The organism is Citrobacter sp. U14242 (assembly GCF_046555775.1).
GTDB lineage: Bacteria > Pseudomonadota > Gammaproteobacteria > Enterobacterales > Enterobacteriaceae > Citrobacter.
In genome coordinates, this window is sequence record NZ_JBKGLW010000001.1 from 243,346 (window position 1) to 266,527 (window position 23,182).

Below are 23,182 nucleotides of genomic sequence, written 5' to 3' on the forward strand. Positions count from 1 at the left end.
TTTATTTTTTACAGGGGAGTGTTATGAGTCAGGCTTTACCGCTGGTTACGCGCCAGGGCGACCGTATCGCCATCGTGAGCGGATTGCGTACGCCATTTGCCCGTCAGGCTACCGCATTTCATGGCATTCCCGCCGTTGATTTGGGAAAAATGGTTGTTGGTGAATTGCTGGCCCGCAGCGAAATACCTGCTGACGTGATTGAACAGCTGGTTTTTGGCCAGGTGGTTCAAATGCCAGAAGCTCCCAATATTGCCCGGGAAATCGTTCTGGGAACGGGGATGAATGTGCATACAGATGCTTACAGCGTAAGCCGGGCTTGTGCAACCAGCTTTCAGGCCGTGGCGAATGTTGCAGAAAGCCTGATGGCCGGTACTATTCGTGCTGGGATTGCCGGCGGCGCAGACTCCTCTTCCGTTCTGCCTATTGGCGTCAGCAAAAAGCTGGCGCGAGTACTGGTGGATGTCAATAAAGCCCGCACAACCGGGCAACGTCTGAAACTCTTCTCCCGATTGCGCTTGCGCGATTTGATGCCTGTGCCACCGGCTGTTGCTGAATATTCCACCGGTTTACGCATGGGGGATACAGCTGAACAAATGGCGAAAACCTATGGCATCACACGTGAACAACAGGATGCGTTGGCACATCGTTCTCATCAGCGCGCGGCTCAGGCATGGTCTGAAGGAAAACTTGCGGAAGAGGTGATGACGACCTACGCCCCCCCCTTTAAAGATCCTTTTTCAGAAGATAACAATATTCGCGGTAACTCGACGATGGCGGATTACGCCAGGTTGCGTCCGGCATTTGACAGAAAACACGGTACCGTTACGGCGGCCAACAGTACTCCGTTAACAGATGGTGCTGCCGCCGTGATTTTGATGACGGAATCGCGTGCGAAAGAGTTAGGGCTGGTACCGCTGGGATATCTGCGTAGTTTTGCCTTTACCGCCATTGATGTCTGGCAGGACATGCTGTTAGGACCTGCATGGTCGACACCGCTTGCTCTTGAGCGCGCAGGGTTAACCATGGCGGATTTAACGCTTATTGATATGCATGAAGCCTTTGCCGCACAAACGCTGGCGAACCTCCAGTTGCTGGGCAGTGAGCGTTTTGCCCGCGAAGTGTTAGGGCGTTCTCATGCCACTGGCGAAGTCGATGACGGTAAATTTAACGTGTTGGGTGGCTCAATTGCCTATGGACACCCATTCGCCGCAACCGGTGCACGAATGATCACCCAAACTCTCCATGAATTACGGCGTCGCGGCGGTGGCTTTGGTTTAGTCACCGCATGTGCGGCAGGTGGTTTGGGGGCGGCAATGGTTCTGGAGGCAGAATAATGGAAATGACATCGGCTTTTACACTCAACGTGCGTCTGGATAACGTCGCTGTTGTCTCCATTGATGTACCCGGAGAGAAAATGAATACCCTGAAAGCGGAGTTTGCTTCTCAGGTTCGGGCCATTCTGAAACAAATTCGCGACAATAAAGCGTTGCGTGGCGTCGTGTTCATTTCGGCGAAACCCGATAATTTTATCGCCGGTGCCGATATCAACATGATAGGGGATTGCCGCAGCGCGCAGGAAGCTGAAACGCTGGCCCGTCAGGGGCAGCAGATCATGGCGGAAATTAATGCATTGCCGATCCCGGTTGTCGCCGCTATTCATGGTGCCTGCCTGGGCGGTGGGCTGGAGATGGCGCTGGCCTGCCATAACCGTATCTGTACCGATGACGTTAAAACCGTGCTGGGTTTACCGGAAGTACAGTTAGGCCTGCTTCCCGGTTCCGGTGGAACCCAGCGGTTACCCCGTCTTATTGGTGTCAGTACGGCGCTGGATATGATCCTGACAGGAAAACAGCTACGGGCAAAACAGGCACTAAAAGTGGGGTTGGTGGACGACGTTGTACCACAGACCATTTTGCTGGAAGCCGCGGTTGAACTGGCCAAAAAAGACAGTTCAGCGCACCGGGTTCTGCCCGTACGTGAACGCGTGTTGGCGGGGCCGCTGGGACGTGCGCTGCTGTTTCGTATGGTCAGCAAAAAGACGGCGCAAAAAACGCTGGGTAACTACCCCGCAACGGACCGCATTCTTGAGGTGATCGAAACCGGTCTCGCGCAGGGGAGCAGCAGCGGCTATGAGGCAGAAGCCCGCGCGTTTGGCGAGCTGGCGATGACTTCGCAGTCTAAGTCGCTACGGAACATCTTTTTTGCCAATACCGATGTGAAAAAGGATCCCGGTAGTGAAGCGAAGCCCGGCCCGCTGAATAGCGTCGGTATTTTGGGCGGTGGTTTGATGGGCGGCGGTATTGCTTACGTCACTGCCTGTAAAGGTGGCTTGCCGGTGCGCATCAAAGACATTAATGCTAAAGGAATCAACCACGCGCTAAAGTACAGTTGGGATCAACTTGAAACGAAGGTTCGTCGCCGTCATATCAAGGCCGGTGAACGTGACAAACAACTGGCGCTGATTTCGGGAACCACCGATTATCGCGGTTTTGCTCATCGCGATCTGATTATTGAAGCGGTATTCGAAGATCTGTCGTTAAAACAACAGATGGTGGCAGAAATTGAACAGAATTGTGCCCCTCATACTATTTTTGCATCAAACACCTCATCTTTGCCGATTGGTGATATTGCGGCTAATGCTGCCAGGCCTGAACAGGTCATTGGTCTGCACTTTTTTAGTCCGGTAGAAAAAATGCCACTGGTGGAAGTGATCCCGCATGCAACAACCTCAGAGCAGACGATTGCCACAACCGTTAAGTTAGCGAAAAAACAGGGCAAAACACCGATTGTTGTCCAGGATAAGGCTGGCTTTTACGTTAACCGTATTTTAGCGCCTTACATCAACGAAGCGATTCGCATGCTGACCGAAGGTGAACGTGTCGACACTATTGATGCCGCGCTGGTTAAGTTTGGTTTTCCGGTAGGGCCAATCCAACTTTTGGATGAGGTCGGAATTGATACGGGCACTAAAATTATACCAGTGCTTGAGGCCGCATATGGAGAACGTTTTAGCGCGCCTGCAAATGTTGTTGCTTCAATTTTGAATGACGATCGCAAAGGTAGAAAAAATGGTCGGGGTTTCTATCTTTATGGGGCGAAAGGGCGTAAAAGCAAAAAACAGGTCGACCCTGCAATTTATACGCTTATTGGCGTCCAGGGTCAGGGCCAACTCGCAGCCCCGCAAATTGCAGAGCGGTGTGTCATGTTAATGCTTAACGAAGCAGCACGTTGCTTCGATGAGCAGATTATCCGCAGCGCGCGCGATGGTGACATTGGCGCGGTATTTGGTATTGGTTTTCCGCCATTCCTCGGCGGCCCGTTCCGGTATATGGATTCTCTCGGTGCGGGTGAAGTGGTTGCGGTTCTGCAACGACTGTCCACGCAATATGGTTCACGGTTTACACCGTGTGAACAGTTATTGCAGATGGCGGAACGTGGTGAAAGATTCTGGAATATCGGGGAAACTGACCTGAATTCATGAGGTCAAAGGTAGGATGAATCCGCACTGAATGTATGTGTCGCGCTCAAAATGTAAACAGAGATTGACTATACTTACGCCGTTGAGGTAAAAAACAGCGTTTCATTCGGTGAATGGATAAGGCACAATGCCGGCCACCACATAGTTACCACTGCCAATAGGGGCTTTGTGTAAACGTGTTGGTGATTCTGGTTAACAAAAGCGGTGCAATATGCAAGTTTTTATCATGCGTCACGGCGACGCGGCCCTTGATGCCGCCAGTGATTCGGTTCGTCCTTTAACCTCTTGTGGTTGTGACGAATCTCGCCTGATGGCGAACTGGCTGAAAGGTCAAAAAGTGGATATCGAACGTGTTCTGGTGAGCCCGTTCCTACGAGCCGAACAGACGCTGGATGTGGTGGGAGAATGTATGAACCTGCCAGCCGGTGTGGATGTTTTGCCGGAGCTGACTCCCTGCGGCGATGTCGGTCTGGTCAGTGCCTATTTACAGGCTCTGGCCAATGAAGGTATCGCAACGGCGCTGGTGATTTCTCACTTACCGTTAGTGGGATATCTGGTGTCTGAGCTTTGCCCGGGAGAAACGCCGCCGATGTTTACCACATCTGCGATAGCCAGCGTAACGCTTGATGAGAGCGGAAAGGGCATTTTTAACTGGCAGATGAGCCCGTGTAATTTGAAAATGGCAAAAGCGATTTAATCGAACCCGTGCCACGTTTCATCGTCCGGATAAGGCAGGATCGCCATCCGGAAAATAAAAGAGCCGCTAATGCGGCTCTTTTTGTTTCTGAATTGCTGCCTCAGGGGAGTTCAGGTGGCAACCACTCTTCCACTTCAATCAGTACCAGCAGTGCGGCATCGCCGCCGTACTCTTTCGGTGCCTGATGGAAGGCCATCACATGCGGATGTTGTGCCAGCCACAGCGGCGTTTGCTGTTTCAGAATGTGCTTCCCGTGGCCATGCATTACGCAGGCGCAAAAGACATGCTCACGACGACAGGCGGCAATCAATGCGCCGAGCTCCTGTTTGGCCTGCTGTTGCGTCAATCCGTGCAAATCAAGAAACAGCTCCGGGGAGTAATCACCACGGCGCATCTTCTTCAGTTCAAAATGGCTGACATCGGCCCGCACGTATCTTACCGGACCGTCAGTGTTCAGCAGCGGCTGAAATTCATCCGAGAAATAATGGCTGGCATCAGCCTGTTCCTGTAGCAGCCTTTTGACCGGAACCTCGGTGATTTTTTTGCGTGGTGGTCGATGGACAATGGTGTCCTGCTTAATTTGACGAGTGCCGGTCATCAGCTGGCGAAACAGCGTCTGATCCTCCTCGCTGAGCGATGTTTTCTTTTTCATTCGAGAGTCTCATCTTTTATTTTCCGTTAGTTTAACCCGACTCGACGGGCATCCGATCGCTTAAAACGCAATTTTCGCGCTCAGGCTCGGTGTGAATGCTGATTTATCGCCGTCTTCGTGGCAAACTAGCCGCCGAATTTAATGCGAGCATGCCCTGGAGGAATACGTGGATAAAATTTTCGTCGATGAAGCAGTGAGTGAACTGCATACCATTCAGGACATGTTGCGTTGGGCGGTCAGCCGTTTTAGCGCAGCGAATATCTGGTATGGCCATGGTACGGATAACCCGTGGGATGAGGCCGTACAGCTGGTGCTGCCGTCTCTCTATCTGCCGCTGGATATTCCTGAAGACATGCGTACCGCACGTCTGACATCCAGCGAGCGTCATCGTATTGTTGAGCGTGTGATTCGTCGCGTCAACGAGCGTATTCCGGTGGCTTACCTGACCAACAAGGCCTGGTTCTGCGGGCATGAATTCTATGTTGATGAGCGCGTGCTGGTTCCGCGTTCGCCTATTGGCGAGCTGATCAATAACCGTTTTGCTGGTCTTATCAACAAGCAGCCGCAGCATATCCTCGATATGTGCACCGGCAGCGGTTGTATTGCTATCGCCTGCGCATATGCCTTCCCGGAAGCTGAAGTGGATGCGGTTGATATTTCTACGGATGCGCTGGCGGTTACCGAACACAATATTGAAGAGCACGGTCTGATTCATCACGTAACGCCGATCCGTTCCGACCTGTTCCGCGATCTGGTGAAAATCCAGTATGACCTGATCGTCACTAACCCGCCGTATGTTGATGCGGAAGACATGTCAGACCTGCCGAACGAATACCGTCATGAGCCTGAACTGGGTCTGGCATCCGGTAGTGATGGGCTGAAGCTGACTCGCCGCATTCTGGGTAACGCCCCGGACTACCTGTCTGATAACGGTATTCTGATTTGTGAAGTCGGAAACAGCATGGTACATCTGATAGAGCAATACCCTGATGTGCCGTTTACCTGGCTGGAATTTGACAACGGTGGAGACGGTGTATTCATGCTGACCAAAGAGCAGTTGATCGCTGCTCGTGAGCACTTCAGCATTTACAAAGACTAAATACACGCGCAGATACACAACACGCATAACGGAGCCGTGATGGCAGGAAATACAATTGGGCAACTCTTTCGCGTAACAACCTTCGGCGAATCACACGGGCTGGCGCTCGGTTGTATCGTTGATGGTGTTCCGCCGGGCATTCCTCTGACTGAAGCCGATCTGCAGCACGATCTCGACAGGCGCCGTCCGGGCACGTCGCGTTACACCACCCAGCGTCGGGAACCGGATCAAGTGAAGATCCTCTCCGGCGTATTCGACGGCGTCACCACCGGTACGAGTATTGGCCTGCTGATTGAAAATACCGATCAGCGTTCTCAGGATTATGGCGCCATCAAGGATGTTTTCCGTCCAGGACACGCCGACTATACCTATGAGCAGAAATACGGCCTCCGTGATTACCGTGGCGGTGGACGTTCATCCGCTCGTGAAACGGCAATGCGCGTAGCGGCGGGAGCAATCGCCAAAAAATATCTGGCGGAAAAATTCGGCGTTAAAATCCGTGGTTGTCTGACGCAAATGGGCGATGTTCCGCTGGAGATTAAAGACTGGTCTCAGGTCGAATTGAATCCCTTCTTTTGCCCGGACCCGGATAAAATCGAAGCGCTGGATGAATTGATGCGCGGACTGAAAAAAGAGGGCGACTCCATTGGAGCAAAAGTCACCGTTGTCGCTGACGGTGTGCCGGCAGGTCTCGGTGAACCTGTTTTTGACCGTCTTGATGCTGACATTGCGCATGCGTTGATGAGCATTAACGCCGTAAAAGGCGTAGAGATTGGCGACGGTTTTGACGTTGTAGCACTGCGTGGCAGCCAGAACCGTGATGAGATCACCAAAGACGGTTTCCAGAGTAATCATGCGGGTGGCATTTTGGGAGGGATCAGCAGCGGGCAACAAATTATTGCCCATATGGCGCTGAAACCGACGTCCAGCATCACTGTGCCTGGGCGTACTATCAACCGCTTTGGTGAAGAAGTCGAAATGATCACCAAAGGACGTCACGATCCGTGCGTTGGGATCCGCGCAGTGCCGATCGCTGAAGCGATGCTGGCTATTGTGTTGATGGACCACCTGTTGCGCCAGCGGGCGCAAAATGCGGATGTGAAGACTGACATTCCACGCTGGTAAGAAATGAAAAAAACGGCACTTGCGGTGTTGGCTCTGCTTGCCAGCACCGCCTGTCTGGCGGCCACGCCCTGGCAGAAAATTACCCATCCTGTTGCGGGTAGCGCACAGTCTATCGGCGCATTCTCCAATGGCTGTATCGTTGGGGCGGATACGCTGCCGGTACAGTCAGAACACTATCAGGTGATGCGCACTGACCAGCGCCGCTATTTCGGCCATCCCACGCTGGTAACCTTTATCCAGCGACTGAGTAACCAGGCCAACAATCTGGGGCTGGGCACGGTATTAATCGGAGATATGGGGATGCCGGCGGGTGGGCGCTTTAATGGCGGTCATGCCAGTCACCAGACCGGGCTGGATGTCGATATTTTCCTGCAATTGCCGAAAACACGCTGGACGCAGACACAACTGCTGCGGCCTCAGGCACTGGATCTGGTCTCGCAGGATGGTAAGCGTGTCGTACCGTCACTGTGGAAGCCGGAGATTTTCAGCCTGATCAGGCTGGCTGCAAAAGATAGTGAAGTCACGCGTATTTTCGTGAATCCGGCAATTAAGCAGCAGCTGTGTCTGGATGCGGGAAGCGACAGGGACTGGTTACGCAAAGTGCGACCGTGGTTCCAGCATCGTGCGCATATGCATGTCCGGTTACGTTGCCCTGCCGACAGTCTTGAGTGCGAAGACCAACCGTTGCCTCCACCGGGTGATGGCTGTGGCGCAGAGCTGCAAAGCTGGTTCGAACCTCCAAAACCTGGAACAACAAAGCCTGAGAAGAAGACACCGCCGCCGTTGCCGCCTTCCTGCCAGGCGTTACTGGACGAGCATGTACTCTAATGGATAATTTTGCCAATTTGTTTATGGTGTCTCCGCTGCTGCTGGGTGTTCTTTTTTTCGTGGCAATGTTGGCAGGGTTTATTGATTCTCTGGCGGGGGGCGGCGGTTTACTTACGATTCCCGCATTGATGGCCGCCGGTATGCCACCTGCGCAAGCGTTGGCAACCAATAAGTTGCAGGCGTGCGGCGGATCGATCTCTTCTTCAATCTATTTTATTCGTCGCGGTGTCGTGAATCTTGCCGACCAGAAGCTCAATATTTTCATGACATTTATTGGCTCAATGAGCGGCGCGTTGTTGGTCCAGCATGTGCAGTCAGACGTTTTACGTCAGATCCTGCCGGTTCTGGTTATCTGTATTGGCCTCTACTTTCTGTTAATGCCTAAAGTGGGTGAAGAAGACCGACAGCGCCGCCTGTATGGTTTGCCTTTTGCGCTGGTGGCCGGGGGCTGCGTTGGATTTTACGATGGTTTCTTTGGCCCGGCCGCCGGATCGTTTTATGCGCTCTGCTTCGTTATGTTGTGCGGCTACAATCTTGCAAAATCGACGGCACACGCCAAAGTCTTGAATGCCACCTCAAATATCGGCGGGCTGTTGCTGTTCGCGCTGGGTGGCAAAGTGGTTTGGGCGACCGGGTTTGTGATGCTCATTGGTCAGTTTATTGGCGCACGGATGGGGTCGCGACTGGTGCTCAGTAAAGGGCAAAAACTCATTCGGCCGATGATCGTCATTGTTTCCGCAGTGATGAGTGCCAAATTACTTTACGATAATCATGGACAGGAGATTCTCCACTGGCTGGGGATGAACTAATGAACACAACCCATCACTACCAACAGTTAATTGATATTTTTAACGGCTGCTTTGCCGATGAATTTAATACCCGTCTGATTAAGGGCGACGACGAACCGATCTATCTTCCTGCTGATGCAGAGTTACCGTATCACCGTATTGTTTTTGCACATGGCTTTTACGCCAGCGCGTTGCACGAAATTTCGCACTGGTGTATTGCCGGTAAAGCGCGTCGTGAGCTGGTTGACTTCGGTTACTGGTACTGCCCGGACGGACGTGATGCGAAAACGCAATGTCAGTTTGAAGATGTGGAAGTGAAGCCGCAGGCGTTTGACTGGCTGTTTTGTATGGCGGCGGGCTACCCGTTTAACGTCAGTTGCGACAACCTGGAAGGGGACTTTGAACCGGATCGTGTGGTATTCCAGCGCCGTGTTCATGCTCAGGTGATGGAGTATCTGGAAAAGGGGATCCCTGAACGCCCGGCGCGTTTCATTAACGCACTACAGAATTATTATCACACGCCTGAACTTAAGGCGGAACAATTCCCGTGGCCCGAAGCGCTCAACTGACGCCGATGCCACGTTTACAATGAGGAAAGAAGATGATCGCGGAGTTTGAATCACGCATTCTGGCATTAATCGACGATATGGTAGAGCACGCCAGCGATGATGAGTTGTTTGCCAGTGGTTATTTGCGTGGGCACCTGACACTGGCCGTTGCTGAACTGGACGGTGGGGAGGACCATTCCGCTGAGGCATTGTACGCCAATGTGACCAGCAGCCTGGAAAAAGCCATCAGCGCGGGCGAACTCTCGCCACGTGACCAGGCGTTAGTGAAAGAGATGTGGGACACCTTGTTCCAGAAGGCGACAAAATAATAATTACAGGGGGTGTGCCGGATGGCGACACTGAGGTGTCTTATCCGGCCTACGTGGGCGGGTGTTTGCAGGCCTGATAAGCGTAGCGCCATCAGGCAATGATCGGATGACACCCCACCCTTTTATTTCACCGTTTTACCCTTCAATAACTTCCTTACCCATAGACGATTCGGATTCAGCGCCGCCAGCGTGCTGGCATCCATTGGTATAGGTTCATCACTCATTTGCGCGGCCAGAATTTCTGCACATAGCGGGGCAGAACATAGCCCACGTGACCCCAGCGCGCCCAACATGAACAAATCCGGGTATACCGGTGCACTTGAAACATGCTCTTTGTCTTCTGCAAGCCGGGCATACTGATTGAGTGTGGTGTTATAGTCCGGCACATTACCGACCATCGGTAAGTGATCACGCGTGGCACAACGGACGCCGCAACGGGCTGCATTATCACTGACATTCACTTCTTTTGCCCATGTCGCATCCGGCAAGCAGTCGATCAAACGCTGACGGTTTTGTTGCTGGTCATCATGACGGAATGACGTCTCTTCACAACCTCGATGATAGCTGGCTCCAATACAGTGCTGCTGATTTTCCGGGTTTTGCGGGGTAAGATAGCCGTCATAGCACAGAACCTGGCGCAGTGCGGAAAGCGAAGGCGTCGTGGGAATGTGACTTACCTGACCGCCAACGGAATACACCGGTAGTGACTGAGTCTGGTCAAAACGGTGAATACAATGCCCATTCGCCAGAACCACGACCTCATGTGTTGCCGCGTCTCCGCTGGCGAACTGCAACTGCCAGCTATCGGTTTGATGAGCAAGTGAGGTCAGGGTGTGTTGGTAGTGGGTACGTAACCCAAGTGTTGTCGCATAGTCGAGAACGGCGGTGGTAAGCTGTGCCGGACACAGCCATCCGCCAGTCGGGTACTGGATGCCATCACATTCGGTCACAACGCCTGTTGTTTGCAAAATCTGGTCTGCGTCCACCCCGACGGCGAGTGCCCTGGGGAGTTCAAGTGACAGCATTTGGCTGATTTTCTGCTGGCTTTTTTCATCCCAGGCGAGCTGCGTTACGCCACACCAGTCATGGGCAAAATTAACGGGTAGGGCATCGTACAGGCGACGAGCAAAGGTAAATGCGGTGGGGAAGAAAAGAGTAATCGCCGCATCATGTTTGCTGAGCAACGGATAGAGTGCGCCCTGACGATTGCCGGAAGCACCCTGCGCAGGTTTATCGTCAGCGCAGTAGAGCGTGACCTGCCAGCCTCTACGCAGTAGCGCCAGAGACAGTAATGCACTGGCAATACCACCGCCAATAATGGCCGCTTCACGTTTCTTCGTTCCTGTACGCAAAAACCACGGGGCTGATGACGGGGGCGTCATCGTCTGTTCCATCACGCCACACAGCATTTCACGTTTACGACCAAAACCTTTGCACTTCTGCATTGTAAATCCGGCTTCCTGCAATCCCCGGCGCACAAAACCAGCCGAAGTAAAGGTTGCCAGCGTACCACCCGGTCGGGCCAGTCGAGCCATGGCATTAAAGAGTGTTGGCGTCCACATATCCGGATTTTTTGCCGGAGCGAATCCGTCCAGAAACCAGGCATCAACCTGTTGGTTCAGGGACTCGTCCAGCTTGCCGGTGAGTTCGTTGATGTCACCGAACCACAGATCCAGAGTAACCCGCCCCTCATCAAGCAGTAGACGATGGCAACCTGCCAGCGGCAGTGGCCACTGTGCCTGGAGTTGCTCTGCCCATGGCGCCAGTTCTTGCCAGTGCTGATGCGCTAACGCCAGATCCTCACGCGTCAGCGGAAATTTTTCAAAACTGATGAAATGTAATCTTTCCAGGGTAGCGTCAGGGTGTGCGTTACGAAAGGTGGCGAATGCCTGCCAGAGCGTGAGGAAGTTTAGCCCTGTACCAAAGCCACTTTCTGCCACCACGAACACCTGGCGTGGGTGAACAGGAAAACGTTCGGCGAGGTGGTTGCCACCGAGGAAGACGTAGCGTGTCTCTTCCAGCCCGTTATCATTGGAAAAATAGACATCGTCAAAATCTCGGGAAACAGGTGTACCCTCAGCGTTGAATTCAAGGTTGGCAGGTTGTATAGCGTATTGTTTCACGTAAGTTACTCGTCTGACAGGCTGTGCCCCGATCTTAACGAGGAGTGCCTGGCTGCGCAAATTTCCACATTAAATGGCTGATCGGACTTGTTCGGCGTACAAGTGTACGCTATTGTGCCACTCGAAACTTTAAAATAGTGCGACTTACAGAGGTATTGAATGAAACGTGCAGTGATTACTGGCTTGGGCATCGTTTCCAGCATCGGTAATAACCAGCAGGAAGTCCTGGCATCTCTGCGTGAAGGACGTTCAGGGATCACTTTCTCTCAGGAGCTGAAGGACTCCGGCATGCGTAGCCACGTCTGGGGCAACGTAAAACTGGATACCACTGGCCTCATTGACCGCAAAGTAGTGCGCTTTATGAGCGACGCATCCATCTATGCTTTCCTTTCTATGGAGCAGGCAGTGGCTGATGCCGGCCTTGCTGCAGAAGATTACCAGAACAATCCGCGCGTTGGCCTGATTGCAGGTTCCGGCGGCGGCTCCCCGCGTTTTCAGGTATTCGGCGCTGACGCAATGCGTAGCCCGCGCGGTCTGAAAGCGGTTGGCCCGTATGTGGTCACCAAAGCGATGGCATCCGGCGTTTCTGCCTGCCTCGCGACACCGTTCAAAATCCACGGCGTTAACTACTCCATCAGCTCTGCCTGTGCGACTTCTGCACACTGTATCGGCAACGCTGTTGAACAAATTCAGCTGGGCAAACAGGATATCGTTTTTGCTGGCGGCGGCGAAGAGCTGTGCTGGGAAATGGCGTGCGAGTTCGACGCCATGGGTGCACTGTCTACCAAATATAACGACAACCCGTCTCAAGCTTCCCGTACTTATGATGCACACCGTGACGGTTTTGTTATCGCAGGCGGCGGCGGTATGGTTGTTGTCGAAGAACTGGAACACGCTCTGGCTCGTGGCGCGCACATCTACGCTGAAATCGTAGGTTACGGCGCAACGTCTGATGGCGCAGACATGGTTGCTCCGTCCGGTGAAGGTGCCGTTCGCTGCATGCAGATGGCGATGCACGGTGTTGATACCCCGATTGACTACCTGAACTCCCACGGTACTTCTACTCCGGTAGGCGACGTGAAGGAACTGGGCGCAATCCGCGAAGTCTTTGGCGACAACAGCCCGGCCATTTCTGCAACCAAAGCCATGACCGGTCACTCACTGGGCGCTGCGGGTGTTCAGGAAGCTATCTACTCTCTGCTGATGCTGGAGCACGGTTTTATCGCGCCGAGCATCAACATTGAAGAGCTGGATGAGCAGGCTGCAGGTCTGAACATCGTGACTAAACCGACCGAGCAAGCGTTGACGACTGTTATGTCTAACAGCTTTGGTTTTGGCGGCACCAACGCCACGCTGGTTATGCGTAAGCTGAAAGCGTAAGTTTGATACTGACATCCGTCATTGCCTGCTGTGTTTCGCTAAGCAGGCCAAAAGGGAGCCGTGCGGCTCCCTTTTTTATCGCGTTGACAATAGGTCCACTTTACAGGCAGACTCCAGCTTCAACATTATCCTCTTGATAATGCGTAAGCGTTTAACGTTATCCAACGCACCTTAATCCTGATAGTCAGGTAGAGGGGGCGTGGACATTCCTCGCCTTACTCTGCATTTTGGAGTAACGCATGACAGCTGTAACCCAACAAGAAAAAACACCTTCAGCGAATTTTTCGCTGTTTCGTATCGCTTTTGCGGTTTTCCTGACCTATATGACGGTCGGTTTACCTTTGCCCGTCATTCCTCTGTTTGTGCACCAGGAGCTGGGCTATGGCAATACCATGGTTGGTATCGCCGTGGGCATCCAGTTTCTGGCAACGGTATTAACACGTGGTTATGCCGGTAGGTTAGCCGATCAGTATGGCGCCAAGCGCTCGGCGCTGCAGGGGATGTTTGCCTGTGCACTGGCGGGTGCGGCGTGGTTGCTAGCGGCGCTTTTGCCCGTCTCCGTTCCCGTGAAGTTTGCGTTGTTGATTGTCGGACGTTTAATTCTCGGTTTTGGTGAAAGCCAGTTACTGACCGGAACACTGACCTGGGGGCTTGGGCTGGTCGGGCCAACACGCTCCGGTAAGGTGATGTCGTGGAACGGAATGGCGATTTACGGCGCACTGGCGGCCGGCGCACCGCTGGGGCTGCTGATCCACAGCCATTATGGCTTCGCGGTGTTGGCAGGAACCACGATGGTATTACCGCTGCTGGCATGGGCGTTCAACGGTACCGTCCGTAAAGTCCCTGCTCATGCAGGAGAGCGACCTTCCTTATGGAGCGTGGTGGGGCTTATCTGGAAACCGGGTCTGGGTCTGGCGCTGCAGGGCGTTGGTTTTGCGGTAATCGGTACCTTTATTTCGCTCTACTTTGTCAGCAATGGCTGGACGATGGCAGGGTTTACCCTGACTGCGTTTGGTAGCGCGTTTGTGCTGATGCGTATTCTGTTTGGCTGGATGCCAGACAGGTTTGGCGGGGTGAACGTCGCGGTTGTCTCTTTGCTGGTTGAAACCGCGGGTCTGATTCTATTGTGGCAGGCTCCATCTGCCTGGGTTGCGCTACTGGGCGCTGCTTTGACCGGGGCCGGGTGTTCGCTGATCTTCCCGGCGCTGGGCGTCGAGGTCGTGAAGCGAGTGCCTGCCCAGGTTCGTGGTACAGCTCTCGGCGGTTACGCCGCGTTTCAGGATATCTCCTACGGCATAAGCGGTCCTGTCGCCGGGGTTCTGGCCACTGCATACGGTTACTCCTCGGTATTCCTTGCCGGGGCGATTTCCGCTGTAGTGGGCATTTTCGTGACGCTGCTGACTCTGCGAAAAGGTTAAGCAAGCAACCAGAACAGGGCTAATGCGATCAGCAAGGCGACAAACATCAGCCCCGGTCGCGCCGACAGTGTTTTTACCGTTTCAATCACCGGCGCGAACGGGCTGAAAATGGGTTGAAGATGACGCGGATCGTTTAATTCCTGCTCCCGGTCACGTTCCACGCGGCGCAGGAAGATCTGATTCAGCAAGTCCTGCACTTGTACCGCTGTCAGGATCGTTTGCGGCTGGATCTGGTATGTTTGCTGCGCATACTCTTTTATGGCTGTTAGCTCATTTGGCTCCAGCGGCTGTTTTAGTGCCGCCTGCAGCGTTTGCAGCGTTGGCGCATTTTGCAGACTGAGGGTCTGGCGCGCCTGCAGCCATGTCACCAGATGGGTGAACTGTTTTGCCGGGATCAGCTCACCGCTTTTTACACCAGACAGTTCCAGCATGGACTGCCAGATCATTTTCCCGGACTCTCCCGTGGCGGCAGCCAGTTTAGTGACCAACTGATTCAGGGTATTGTGCTCGGCGGGTAATAAAGGGCGATCGGTTGCTGGCCGCTGCTGCGGCTGCGGAATTGAAAGCTGCCCTTGTTGCAACAGGGTGAGCACATTCTTCAGCTGTTCCGGTTTGAGCTGGCTGAGTGCTGTCTGCCCGTACTGTTGACGGATAAAATCACTCACCGCCTGGCGATTATTTCCCTGACTCAGTAATTCAGTGAGCTGTGACAGAACCTGACGGTTAGCATGATTCTGCTGAGCAACCCCCAGACGCTGATTCAGGTTTTGTTCTGCTGCAGGGAAGTGCCGTGACTGCAGCGGCGTATCGTTTTTAACGCCCAGATCGTGCTTCATTCCAGCCCACACCTCGGCGCTTTGCTGTTGGGTAAGCGAAATCAAACGGGTAATCAGTCGTTCCAGTACGGTACGCTGCTGCGTGGACAGTGGCTGCTCGCCTGCACCGGAAGGCGGGTTTTGGCCTTCGCCGGGAGGGCGTGCGGGCGTACCTGAAATGGGCTGCATCATCTCTGTTCCTTAAATCTGAGCGAGCCAGGTCTCGCAGTATGCCTGGCGGCGAGATTATGGCACACTTGCCCGGTTAACTCTCGTTCTCAAACAGGTGAGAAAGACGTGAAAATTCTCGTTGATGAAAATATGCCCTATGCCCGCGAACTGTTCAGTCGTGTGGGGGAGGTCAAAGCGGTTCCCGGTCGCCCGATTCCCGTCACAGAACTGGATGATGCGGATGCCTTAATGGTGCGATCGGTGACGAAAGTAAACGCATCGCTACTCAGTGGAAAACCGGTAAAGTTTGTCGGTACGGCAACGGCAGGTACTGATCATGTGGATGATGCCTGGCTTGCGCAGTCAGGGATTGGTTTTTCTGCTGCTCCCGGCTGCAATGCGATTGCGGTAGTGGAATATGTCTTCTCTGCGCTGCTGATGCTGGCTGAGCGTGACGGTTTTACGTTACGTGACCGTACGGTCGGTATTGTCGGTGTAGGTAATGTGGGGGGGCGTTTACAGGCGCGGCTGGAAGCATTAGGGGTCCGCACCTTGCTGTGCGATCCACCACGTGCCGATCGGGGCGACGAGGGCGATTTCCGCGCACTGGAAGAACTGGTTGAGCAAGCAGATGTGTTGACCTTCCATACGCCGCTGTTCAAAGAAGGGCCGTACAAAACACTGCATCTGGCCGATGAGGCGCTGATTAGCCGCCTGAAGCCCGGAACCATTCTGATTAATGCCTGCCGCGGACCGGTCGTGGATAATTCCGCCTTACTGAATCGACTCAACGCCGGGCAGTTGCTGAGTGTCGTGCTGGATGTCTGGGAAGGTGAGCCGGATCTGAATGTGGCGCTGCTGGAGAAAGCGGACATTGGTACGGCACACATTGCCGGCTATACCCTGGAAGGGAAAGCGCGTGGGACAACGCAGGTCTTTGAGGCCTATAGCAAATTTATTGGCCGTGAGCAGCACGTTGCATTAAACACGTTGTTACCCGCACCGGATTTTGGGCGTATTACCTTGCATGGTCCGTTAGATCAGCCAACACTGAAAAGGCTGGTTCATTTAGTGTATGATGTGCGCCGCGATGATGCGCCACTGCGCAAAGTTGCTGGAATCCCGGGTGAATTTGATAAACTGCGCAAGAATTATCTTGAACGTCGCGAATGGTCGTCTTTATACGTAATGTGTGACGACGCTGCTGCCGCAGCCCTGTTGTGTAAGCTGGGTTTTAACGCCGTTCATCATCCGGCACATTAATGTCTTCTTAATGCTCCCTGTCGAATAATACGACAGGGACGCTTATGTATTTCTGGAGTAAATCACCATGTCTGAAGGCTGGAATATTGCCATTCTGGGCGCAACGGGCGCCGTAGGCGAAGCCCTGCTCGATACGCTGGCTGAACGCCAGTTCCCGGTCGGTGAAATCTATGCGCTGGCACGTAATGAAAGTGCTGGTGAACACCTGCGTTTTAACGGTAAATCGGTCATTGTTCAGGATGTTGCTGACTTTGACTGGACCCAGGCACAGCTGGCATTTTTTGTCGCGGGAGTTGAAGCCACCGCTGCATGGGTGGAGGAAGCAACCAATGCCGGTTGTCTGGTGATTGACAGCAGCGGTTTGTTTGCGCTTGAGCCTGACGTTCCGCTGGTCATCCCGGACGTTAACCCATTTGTACTGGCGGATTACCGCAATCGCAACGTTATTGCGGTGCCAAACAGCCTGACCAGTCAACTGCTTTCTGCGCTGAAACCGCTGATCGATGACGGTGGTCTTTCACGGATTACGGTAACCAACATTATCTCGGCTTCTGCCCACGGTAAAAAAGCGGTAGACGCGTTGGCCGGACAGAGTGCGAAATTGCTCAACGGGATCCCAATTGACGAGGATGACTTCTTTGGCCGCCAACTGGCGTTCAATATGCTGCCGCTGTTGCCCGATCGCGAAGGCAGCGTGCGCGAAGAACGTCGTATCGTCGATGAAGTCCGTAAAATTATGCAAGATGATGGTCTGTTGATTTCAGCCAGCATCGTGCAGTCACCGGTGTTCTACGGTCATGCGCAGATGGTGAATTTTGAAGCGCTGCGCCCGCTGGCTGCAGAAGAGGCGCGTGATGCCTTTTCTCGTGGTGAAGATATTGTTCTGTCAGAAGAGACCGATTTCCCAACTCAGGTTGGCGATGCATCTGGTACACCGCACCTGTCAATTGGTTGCGTACATAACGACTACGGTATGCCGGAACAGGTTCAGTTCTGGTCCGTGGCGGATAACGTGCGCTTTGGCGGCGCATTGATGGCAGTAAAAGTCGCGGAAAAACTGGTGCAGGAGTACCTGTACTAATGTCTGACCTGCAACAGCCGTCAACGCATAAAATTGCGCTGGGCATTGAGTATGACGGCAGCAAGTATTATGGCTGGCAGCGCCAGAACGAAGTGCGCAGCGTTCAGGAGAAACTGGAAAAAGCGCTCTCTCAGGTTGCTAATGAACGCATTACCGTATTTTGTGCGGGCCGCACGGATGCGGGTGTTCATGGTACGGGACAGGTGGTGCATTTTGAAACCACCGCGCAACGTAAAGATGCGGCGTGGACGCTGGGGGTAAATGCGAATTTACCTGGTGACATTGCCGTGCGCTGGGTGAAAGCGGTACCGGATGATTTTCATGCCCGATTTAGCGCGACGGCTCGCCGTTATCGCTACATCATCTACAATCATCGGTTGCGTCCCGCCGTTTTGGGAAAAGGCGTGACGCATTACTACGAGCCGCTGGATGCTGAGCGTATGCATCGTGCGGCTCAGTGCCTGATTGGCGAGAATGATTTTACCTCGTTTCGGGCAGTGCAGTGTCAGTCGCGCACACCGTGGCGTAACGTGATGCATATAAACGTTACGCGTTTCGGCACTTATGTGGTGGTGGATATTAAAGCGAATGCCTTTGTACATCATATGGTCAGGAATATTGTCGGCAGCCTGATGGAAGTAGGCGCCCACAACCAGCCGGAGAGCTGGATAGCAGAACTGTTAGCGGCGAAGGACAGAACGCTGGCAGCGGCAACGGCGAAAGCGGAAGGATTGTATCTGGTTGCGGTAGATTACCCGGATCGGTTCGACCTGCCAAAACCGCCGATGGGCCCGCTATTTCTGGCGGACTAATTTGAGTCGTATAAAGGCAAAACTATGGACCTGATTTACTTTCTTATCGATTTTATTCTGCACATTGATGTGCACCTGGCGGAACTGGTCGCGGAATACGGTGTTTGGGTATACGCTATTCTGTTTTTGATTCTGTTCTGCGAAACGGGACTGGTGGTTACGCCGTTCCTGCCGGGAGATTCATTGCTGTTTGTCGCCGGTGCACTTTCTGCACTGCCAACCAACGATCTTAATGTCCATCTGATGGTGGCGTTAATGATAGTGGCGGCTATTGTGGGCGATGCGGTGAACTACACCATCGGGCGGTTGTTTGGCGAGAAGCTGTTCAGCAACCCAAATTCCAAAATTTTCCGCCGCAGTTATCTGGATAAAACCCATGCGTTCTATGAACGTCATGGTGGTAAAACGATTATTCTGGCGCGTTTTGTTCCTATTGTGCGTACATTTGCACCGTTTGTTGCCGGTATGGGGCACATGTCCTACCGTCATTTTGCGATGTATAACGTGGTGGGCGCGCTGTTGTGGGTATTACTGTTCACCTATGCAGGCTACTTGTTTGGCGATCTGCCGATTGTTCAGGAAAACCTGAAATTACTGATTGTGGCGATTATCGTCCTCTCGGTATTGCCTGGCGTGATTGAAGTTATTCGTCACAAGCGTGCTGCGTCACGTGCTGCAAAATAGAAAGTAACTCAGCGGTTCGACCACTTTTTTATCCAAAGTTTCGGGCTGTTATGTTTTAATGTGCAACATTCATGGTCTGTTAGGGGCAAAAATGGCATTATGCGCCCCTTATAACAAAGCTGACTAGGGTTCAGGCAGAAAGGTCACCAATGAGCTGGATTGAACGAATTAAAAGCAACATTACTCCCACCCGCAAGGCAAGCATTCCTGAAGGGGTGTGGACCAAGTGCGATAGCTGCGGTCAGGTTTTATACCGTGCTGAGCTGGAACGTAATCTTGAGGTCTGTCCGAAATGTGACCATCACATGCGCATGTCGGCGCGTAATCGCCTGCATAGCCTGTTAGATGAAGGTTCTCTTGTGGAACTGGGTAGCGAGCTTGAGCCGAAAGATGTGCTGAAGTTTCGTGATTCCAAAAAATACAAAGACAGACTGGCTTCTGCGCAAAAAGAAACCGGTGAGAAAGACGCGCTGGTGGTAATGAAGGGTACGCTTCACGGCATGCCGGTCGTTGCAGCTGCATTCGAGTTCGCTTTTATGGGCGGCTCCATGGGCTCTGTCGTCGGCGCGCGTTTCGTCCGTGCGGTTGAACAGGCGCTGGAAGACAACTGCCCGCTGATCTGTTTCTCCGCTTCTGGCGGAGCGCGTATGCAGGAAGCGCTGATGTCACTGATGCAGATGGCAAAAACTTCTGCAGCGCTGGCGAAAATGCAGGAACGCGGTTTACCGTACATTTCCGTACTGACTGATCCTACCATGGGCGGTGTTTCAGCAAGCTTCGCGATGCTGGGCGATCTCAACATTGCTGAGCCGAAAGCACTGATCGGCTTTGCCGGCCCGCGCGTTATCGAGCAAACCGTACGTGAAAAACTGCCGCCGGGATTCCAGCGTAGTGAATTCCTGATTGAAAAAGGCGCTATCGATATGATCGTACGCCGCCCGGAAATGCGTCTGAAACTGGCAAGTGTTCTGGCGAAGCTGATGAATCTGCCCGCGCCGAATCCGGATGAACCACGTGAGGGTGAGGTGGTATCTCCGGCACCTGATCAGGAATCAGAGGTCTGATAGTTTACTCTATGGATTTCGGGTTACAGGCAGGTGGCAAGACAATTCATCCCGATGAGCTTACGCTGGTAATTGATTCGGGTGAGCAAGTAGCGCCAACACTCCTGCAACTTGAAAGATGACGAGTACAAAAGGGCAGGCCGTTTGGCGCTGCCTTTTTGCTTTTCTCAACGTAACGAATCTACAGGCATCATGGACAATAAACGTATTCCCCAAGCCACGTCGCCCCTGGCCTCGTGGCTTTCTTATCTGGAAAACCTGCACAGTAAAACCATCGATTTAGGTCTTGAACGCGTGAGTCTGGTGGCACAGAAACTGGGCGTATTAAAACCGGCGCCGTTTGTTTTTACCGTTGCGGGAACCAACGGCAAAGGCACGACTTGCCGAACGCTGGAGTCCGTACTCACCGCGGCCGGATATAAAGTCGGTGTGTACAGTTCTCCCCACCTGGTGCGCTACACGGAACGTGTTCGCGTGCAGGGGGGCGAGTTACCGGAGTCTGCGCATACCGCCTCATTTGCTGAGATTGAAGCTGCGCGCGGTGATATTTCCCTGACCTACTTTGAATACGGCACGCTGTCAGCATTGTGGCTGTTTAAACAGGCGCAGCTTGATGTGGTGATTCTGGAAGTGGGGTTAGGCGGCCGTCTTGACGCAACCAATATCGTCGATGCTGATGTCGCGGTAGTCACCAGCATTGCGCTTGACCATACTGACTGGCTGGGGCCCGATCGCGAAAGCATTGGCCGTGAGAAGGCGGGGATCTTCCGAGCAGAGAAACCGGCTATCGTCGGTGAACCGGAAATGCCCTATACCATCGCAGATGTGGCGCAAGAGACAGGGGCGATACTGCAGCGCCGTGGTGTGGACTGGCGCTATTCGGTTACAGAGAACGACTGGTCATTCACAGATAGCCACGGTACGCTGACACAACTGCCGTTACCGCAGGTCCCGCAACCTAACGCCGCGACCGCACTGGCAGCACTGAGAGCCAGCGGACTTAACGTCAGCGAGCAGGCGATTCGTGAAGGTATCGAGCAGGCTATTTTACCGGGGCGTTTTCAGATTGTGAGCAAGTCACCGCGAGTGATTTTTGATGTTGCTCATAATCCGCATGCAGCGGAATATTTGACTGAACGTCTGAAAAAGTTAGTGAAAAGCGGGCGCGTACTTGCGGTTATCGGTATGCTACATGATAAAGACATTGCCGGTACGTTAGCCTGGTTGAAAAGCGTGGTTGACGATTGGTATTGTGCGCCTCTGGAAGGCCCGCGTGGCGCAACGGCAGAACAACTGCTGGAGCACCTGGGTAATGGCGAAGCCTATGACAGCGTGGCTCAGGCATGGCTTGCGGCCCTGGCCGCGGCAAAACCAGAAGATACCGTGTTGGTGTGTGGATCGTTTCACACTGTCGCACATGTCATGGAAGTAATAGACGTGGGGAGAAGCGGTGGCGAGTAAGTTTCAGAATCGATTAGTTGGCACTATTGTGCTGGTCGCGCTTGGGGTGATTGTGCTTCCCGGGTTGCTCGACGGGCAGAAAAAACATTATCAGGATGAGTTTGCGGCGATCCCGCTGGTACCAAAACCCGGCGATCGCGATGAACCGGACATGATGCCTGCGGCGACGCAGGCACTGCCGACGCAACCGCCGGAAGGTGCCGCAGAAGAGGTACGTGCCGGTGATGCGGCTGCACCGTCATTGGATCCGTCGCGTCTGACGGCAGCAAACAACGCGGAGTTAGATCCTATCCCTGCACCTGTGGAGCCACCAAAACCTAAACCGAAGCCGCAAACTGTTGCTGCTGCTCCGGCGCCGACGCCCGTTCCTGCCCCTGCACCGAAACCGGTCGTCGACGACGCCCCGGCACCAACCGGGAAAGCCTACGTTGTGCAGCTTGGCGCGTTGAAAAATGCGGATAAGGTCAATGAGATCGTCGGTAAGTTACGTGGTGCGGGTTTCCGGGTATATACTTCCCCGTCAACGCCAGTACAGGGTAAAATAACCCGAATTCTTGTCGGGCCTGATGCGTCCAGAGATAAGCTGAAAAACTCGCTGGGAGAACTGCAGAAAATCTCCGGCCTGAGTGGAGTTGTTATGGGGTATACCCCTAATTAAGGGGCTGTCTCATGTAGGCCGGATAAGGTATTAACACCGCTCTCCGGCAGTGCCCGAAGAGGCATAAAACCGTATGGCGTTGAAGATTTTTTCAGCGCCATTTTTATTTACGCGTGGAAAGGAAATCCCTACGCAAACGTTTTCTTTTTCTGTTAGAATGCGCCCCGAACAGGACGACAGGGCGTAAAATCGTGGGACACTTATGGTCTGGATTGATTACGCCATTATCGCGGTGATTGGTTTTTCCTGTCTGGTTAGCCTGATCCGTGGCTTTGTACGTGAAGCATTATCGTTGGTGACTTGGGGTTGTGCTTTCTTTGTCGCCAGCCATTACTACACTTACCTGTCTGTCTGGTTTACGGGCTTTGAAGACGAACTGGTTCGGAATGGGATTGCTATCGCGATACTGTTTATCGCGACACTTATCGTCGGCGCTATCGTTAACTTTGTGATAGGTCAGCTGGTGGAGAAAACAGGCCTGTCGGGGACTGACAGGGTGTTGGGGATCTGCTTCGGTGCTCTGAGAGGGGCGTTGATCGTCGCCGCCATACTGTTCTTTCTCGATACATTTACCGGTGTGTCGAAAAGTGAAGACTGGAGTAAGTCGCAGCTGATCCCACAGTTCAGTTTCATCATCAGATGGTTCTTTGACTATCTGCAAAGCTCGTCAAGTTTCTTGCCCAAAGTATAAACTTTGGGTCGTTGCTG

General features: G+C 53.3%; 22 protein-coding genes. 19 read left to right on the forward strand and 3 right to left on the reverse strand.

The genetic code is table 11. From position 1 onward, the window contains the following. Positions 1-23: 23 nt before the first annotated feature. From fadI to sixA, 3 genes are all read left to right on the forward strand, one after another. Positions 24-1,334 carry an acetyl-CoA C-acyltransferase FadI gene (gene fadI / locus ACLJXE_RS01150; RefSeq protein ID WP_410749870.1) on the forward strand — a complete coding sequence of 437 codons (1,311 nt, stop codon included), beginning with the start codon at positions 24-26 and terminating at the stop codon, positions 1,332-1,334. Then, complete coding sequence (fadJ, locus tag ACLJXE_RS01155; protein WP_410749871.1) at positions 1,334-3,481, forward strand: fatty acid oxidation complex subunit alpha FadJ; 2,148 nt, start codon at positions 1,334-1,336, stop codon at positions 3,479-3,481. Before fadI ends, fadJ begins: the two co-directional genes overlap by 1 nt. 208 nt (positions 3,482-3,689) lie before the next feature. Beyond that, positions 3,690-4,175, forward strand: coding sequence for a phosphohistidine phosphatase SixA (sixA, locus tag ACLJXE_RS01160; protein ID WP_048211041.1), 486 nt, complete (start codon positions 3,690-3,692; stop codon positions 4,173-4,175). A gap of 100 nt (positions 4,176-4,275) precedes the next feature. Here sixA and smrB read toward each other — a convergent pair whose 3' ends face one another. Then, entirely contained in the window at positions 4,276-4,827 is a 552-nt protein-coding gene (gene smrB, locus ACLJXE_RS01165) for an endonuclease SmrB (RefSeq protein WP_286629020.1), read from the reverse strand. A 166-nt stretch (positions 4,828-4,993) separates the two neighbouring features. On the opposite strand from smrB, the gene prmB reads away from it, so the two are divergent. Genes prmB through ACLJXE_RS01195 form a run of 6 tightly spaced genes read left to right on the forward strand, consistent with a single transcriptional unit; the run spans position 4,994 to position 9,544 of the window. After that, the gene (prmB, locus tag ACLJXE_RS01170; RefSeq protein WP_286629021.1) at positions 4,994-5,926 is read left to right on the forward strand and encodes a 50S ribosomal protein L3 N(5)-glutamine methyltransferase; all 933 of its coding nucleotides are present in this window, start codon (positions 4,994-4,996) and stop codon (positions 5,924-5,926) included. 39 nt (positions 5,927-5,965) lie between these two features. Continuing rightward, positions 5,966-7,051 (forward strand): chorismate synthase, encoded by a 1,086-nt coding sequence (gene aroC, locus ACLJXE_RS01175; protein WP_286629022.1) that lies wholly within the window; start codon positions 5,966-5,968, stop codon positions 7,049-7,051. Between the two features lie 3 nt (positions 7,052-7,054). Then, positions 7,055-7,879 carry a penicillin-insensitive murein endopeptidase gene (gene mepA / locus ACLJXE_RS01180; protein ID WP_410749872.1) on the forward strand — a complete coding sequence of 275 codons (825 nt, stop codon included), beginning with the start codon at positions 7,055-7,057 and terminating at the stop codon, positions 7,877-7,879. After that, on the forward strand, positions 7,879-8,688 hold the full coding sequence (locus tag ACLJXE_RS01185; RefSeq protein ID WP_410749873.1) for a sulfite exporter TauE/SafE family protein: 810 nt from the start codon (positions 7,879-7,881) through the stop codon (positions 8,686-8,688). The genes mepA and ACLJXE_RS01185 overlap by 1 nt, the downstream gene beginning before the upstream one ends. Beyond that, positions 8,688-9,236: an elongation factor P hydroxylase gene (locus ACLJXE_RS01190; RefSeq protein ID WP_286629025.1), complete on the forward strand. Its 549-nt coding sequence runs from the start codon at positions 8,688-8,690 to the stop codon at positions 9,234-9,236. The genes ACLJXE_RS01185 and ACLJXE_RS01190 overlap by 1 nt, the downstream gene beginning before the upstream one ends. A 32-nt stretch (positions 9,237-9,268) precedes the next feature. Further along, the gene (locus ACLJXE_RS01195) at positions 9,269-9,544 is read left to right on the forward strand and encodes a YfcL family protein (protein ID WP_005129722.1); all 276 of its coding nucleotides are present in this window, start codon (positions 9,269-9,271) and stop codon (positions 9,542-9,544) included. Positions 9,545-9,666: 122 nt separating this feature from the next. Here ACLJXE_RS01195 and mnmC read toward each other — a convergent pair whose 3' ends face one another. Continuing rightward, positions 9,667-11,667, reverse strand: coding sequence for a bifunctional tRNA (5-methylaminomethyl-2-thiouridine)(34)-methyltransferase MnmD/FAD-dependent 5-carboxymethylaminomethyl-2-thiouridine(34) oxidoreductase MnmC (gene mnmC, locus ACLJXE_RS01200; protein ID WP_410749874.1), 2,001 nt, complete (start codon positions 11,665-11,667; stop codon positions 9,667-9,669). A gap of 159 nt (positions 11,668-11,826) precedes the next feature. On the opposite strand from mnmC, the gene fabB reads away from it, so the two are divergent. Both fabB and ACLJXE_RS01210 read left to right on the forward strand, forming a co-directional pair. Then, the gene (gene fabB / locus ACLJXE_RS01205; protein WP_005129715.1) at positions 11,827-13,047 is read left to right on the forward strand and encodes a beta-ketoacyl-ACP synthase I; all 1,221 of its coding nucleotides are present in this window, start codon (positions 11,827-11,829) and stop codon (positions 13,045-13,047) included. Positions 13,048-13,286: 239 nt separating this feature from the next. Beyond that, positions 13,287-14,465: an MFS transporter gene (locus ACLJXE_RS01210; protein WP_410749875.1), complete on the forward strand. Its 1,179-nt coding sequence runs from the start codon at positions 13,287-13,289 to the stop codon at positions 14,463-14,465. On the opposite strand, the gene flk is transcribed toward ACLJXE_RS01210, so the two are convergent. Then, positions 14,462-15,469, reverse strand: a complete 1,008-nt coding sequence (gene flk / locus ACLJXE_RS01215) for a flagella biosynthesis regulator Flk (RefSeq protein ID WP_410750018.1) — start codon at positions 15,467-15,469, stop codon at positions 14,462-14,464. The genes ACLJXE_RS01210 and flk overlap by 4 nt on opposite strands. A 108-nt stretch (positions 15,470-15,577) precedes the next feature. On the opposite strand from flk, the gene pdxB reads away from it, so the two are divergent. From pdxB to cvpA, 8 genes are all read left to right on the forward strand, one after another. Further along, complete coding sequence (pdxB, locus tag ACLJXE_RS01220) at positions 15,578-16,714, forward strand: 4-phosphoerythronate dehydrogenase PdxB (RefSeq protein WP_410749876.1); 1,137 nt, start codon at positions 15,578-15,580, stop codon at positions 16,712-16,714. Between the two features lie 67 nt (positions 16,715-16,781). Then, a complete protein-coding gene (locus ACLJXE_RS01225; RefSeq protein ID WP_410749877.1) occupies positions 16,782-17,795 on the forward strand; it encodes an aspartate-semialdehyde dehydrogenase in 1,014 nt (337 codons plus the stop codon). Then, a complete protein-coding gene (truA, locus tag ACLJXE_RS01230) occupies positions 17,795-18,607 on the forward strand; it encodes a tRNA pseudouridine(38-40) synthase TruA (protein WP_271454958.1) in 813 nt (270 codons plus the stop codon). The genes ACLJXE_RS01225 and truA overlap by 1 nt, the downstream gene beginning before the upstream one ends. A gap of 24 nt (positions 18,608-18,631) precedes the next feature. Continuing rightward, on the forward strand, positions 18,632-19,291 hold the full coding sequence (locus ACLJXE_RS01235; RefSeq protein ID WP_410749878.1) for a DedA family protein: 660 nt from the start codon (positions 18,632-18,634) through the stop codon (positions 19,289-19,291). Between the two features lie 149 nt (positions 19,292-19,440). Continuing rightward, positions 19,441-20,355 carry an acetyl-CoA carboxylase, carboxyltransferase subunit beta gene (gene accD, locus ACLJXE_RS01240; protein ID WP_286629031.1) on the forward strand — a complete coding sequence of 305 codons (915 nt, stop codon included), beginning with the start codon at positions 19,441-19,443 and terminating at the stop codon, positions 20,353-20,355. A 192-nt stretch (positions 20,356-20,547) separates the two neighbouring features. After that, positions 20,548-21,816: a bifunctional tetrahydrofolate synthase/dihydrofolate synthase gene (gene folC / locus ACLJXE_RS01245; RefSeq protein WP_410749879.1), complete on the forward strand. Its 1,269-nt coding sequence runs from the start codon at positions 20,548-20,550 to the stop codon at positions 21,814-21,816. Continuing rightward, the gene (gene dedD, locus ACLJXE_RS01250) at positions 21,806-22,474 is read left to right on the forward strand and encodes a cell division protein DedD (RefSeq protein ID WP_410749880.1); all 669 of its coding nucleotides are present in this window, start codon (positions 21,806-21,808) and stop codon (positions 22,472-22,474) included. Before folC ends, dedD begins: the two co-directional genes overlap by 11 nt. Positions 22,475-22,676: 202 nt before the next feature. Beyond that, positions 22,677-23,165 carry a colicin V production protein gene (gene cvpA / locus ACLJXE_RS01255; RefSeq protein WP_096756345.1) on the forward strand — a complete coding sequence of 163 codons (489 nt, stop codon included), beginning with the start codon at positions 22,677-22,679 and terminating at the stop codon, positions 23,163-23,165. Positions 23,166-23,182: the final 17 nt, after the last annotated feature.

Coding starts and splice junctions, on each gene's coding strand:
- folC (WP_410749879.1), top strand. CDS start 20,548: ATGGACAATAAACGTATTCCCCAAGCCACGTCGCCCCTGGCCTCGTGG.
- flk (WP_410750018.1), bottom strand. CDS start 15,469: ATGCAGCCCATTTCAGGTACGCCCGCACGCCCTCCCGGCGAAGGCCAA.
- aroC (WP_286629022.1), top strand. CDS start 5,966: ATGGCAGGAAATACAATTGGGCAACTCTTTCGCGTAACAACCTTCGGC.
- sixA (WP_048211041.1), top strand. CDS start 3,690: ATGCAAGTTTTTATCATGCGTCACGGCGACGCGGCCCTTGATGCCGCC.
- mepA (WP_410749872.1), top strand. CDS start 7,055: ATGAAAAAAACGGCACTTGCGGTGTTGGCTCTGCTTGCCAGCACCGCC.
- fadJ (WP_410749871.1), top strand. CDS start 1,334: ATGGAAATGACATCGGCTTTTACACTCAACGTGCGTCTGGATAACGTC.
- ACLJXE_RS01235 (WP_410749878.1), top strand. CDS start 18,632: ATGGACCTGATTTACTTTCTTATCGATTTTATTCTGCACATTGATGTG.
- fadI (WP_410749870.1), top strand. CDS start 24: ATGAGTCAGGCTTTACCGCTGGTTACGCGCCAGGGCGACCGTATCGCC.
- smrB (WP_286629020.1), bottom strand. CDS start 4,827: ATGAAAAAGAAAACATCGCTCAGCGAGGAGGATCAGACGCTGTTTCGC.
- ACLJXE_RS01190 (WP_286629025.1), top strand. CDS start 8,688: ATGAACACAACCCATCACTACCAACAGTTAATTGATATTTTTAACGGC.
- ACLJXE_RS01195 (WP_005129722.1), top strand. CDS start 9,269: ATGATCGCGGAGTTTGAATCACGCATTCTGGCATTAATCGACGATATG.
- cvpA (WP_096756345.1), top strand. CDS start 22,677: ATGGTCTGGATTGATTACGCCATTATCGCGGTGATTGGTTTTTCCTGT.
- truA (WP_271454958.1), top strand. CDS start 17,795: ATGTCTGACCTGCAACAGCCGTCAACGCATAAAATTGCGCTGGGCATT.
- ACLJXE_RS01185 (WP_410749873.1), top strand. CDS start 7,879: ATGGATAATTTTGCCAATTTGTTTATGGTGTCTCCGCTGCTGCTGGGT.
- fabB (WP_005129715.1), top strand. CDS start 11,827: ATGAAACGTGCAGTGATTACTGGCTTGGGCATCGTTTCCAGCATCGGT.
- ACLJXE_RS01225 (WP_410749877.1), top strand. CDS start 16,782: ATGTCTGAAGGCTGGAATATTGCCATTCTGGGCGCAACGGGCGCCGTA.
- accD (WP_286629031.1), top strand. CDS start 19,441: ATGAGCTGGATTGAACGAATTAAAAGCAACATTACTCCCACCCGCAAG.
- ACLJXE_RS01210 (WP_410749875.1), top strand. CDS start 13,287: ATGACAGCTGTAACCCAACAAGAAAAAACACCTTCAGCGAATTTTTCG.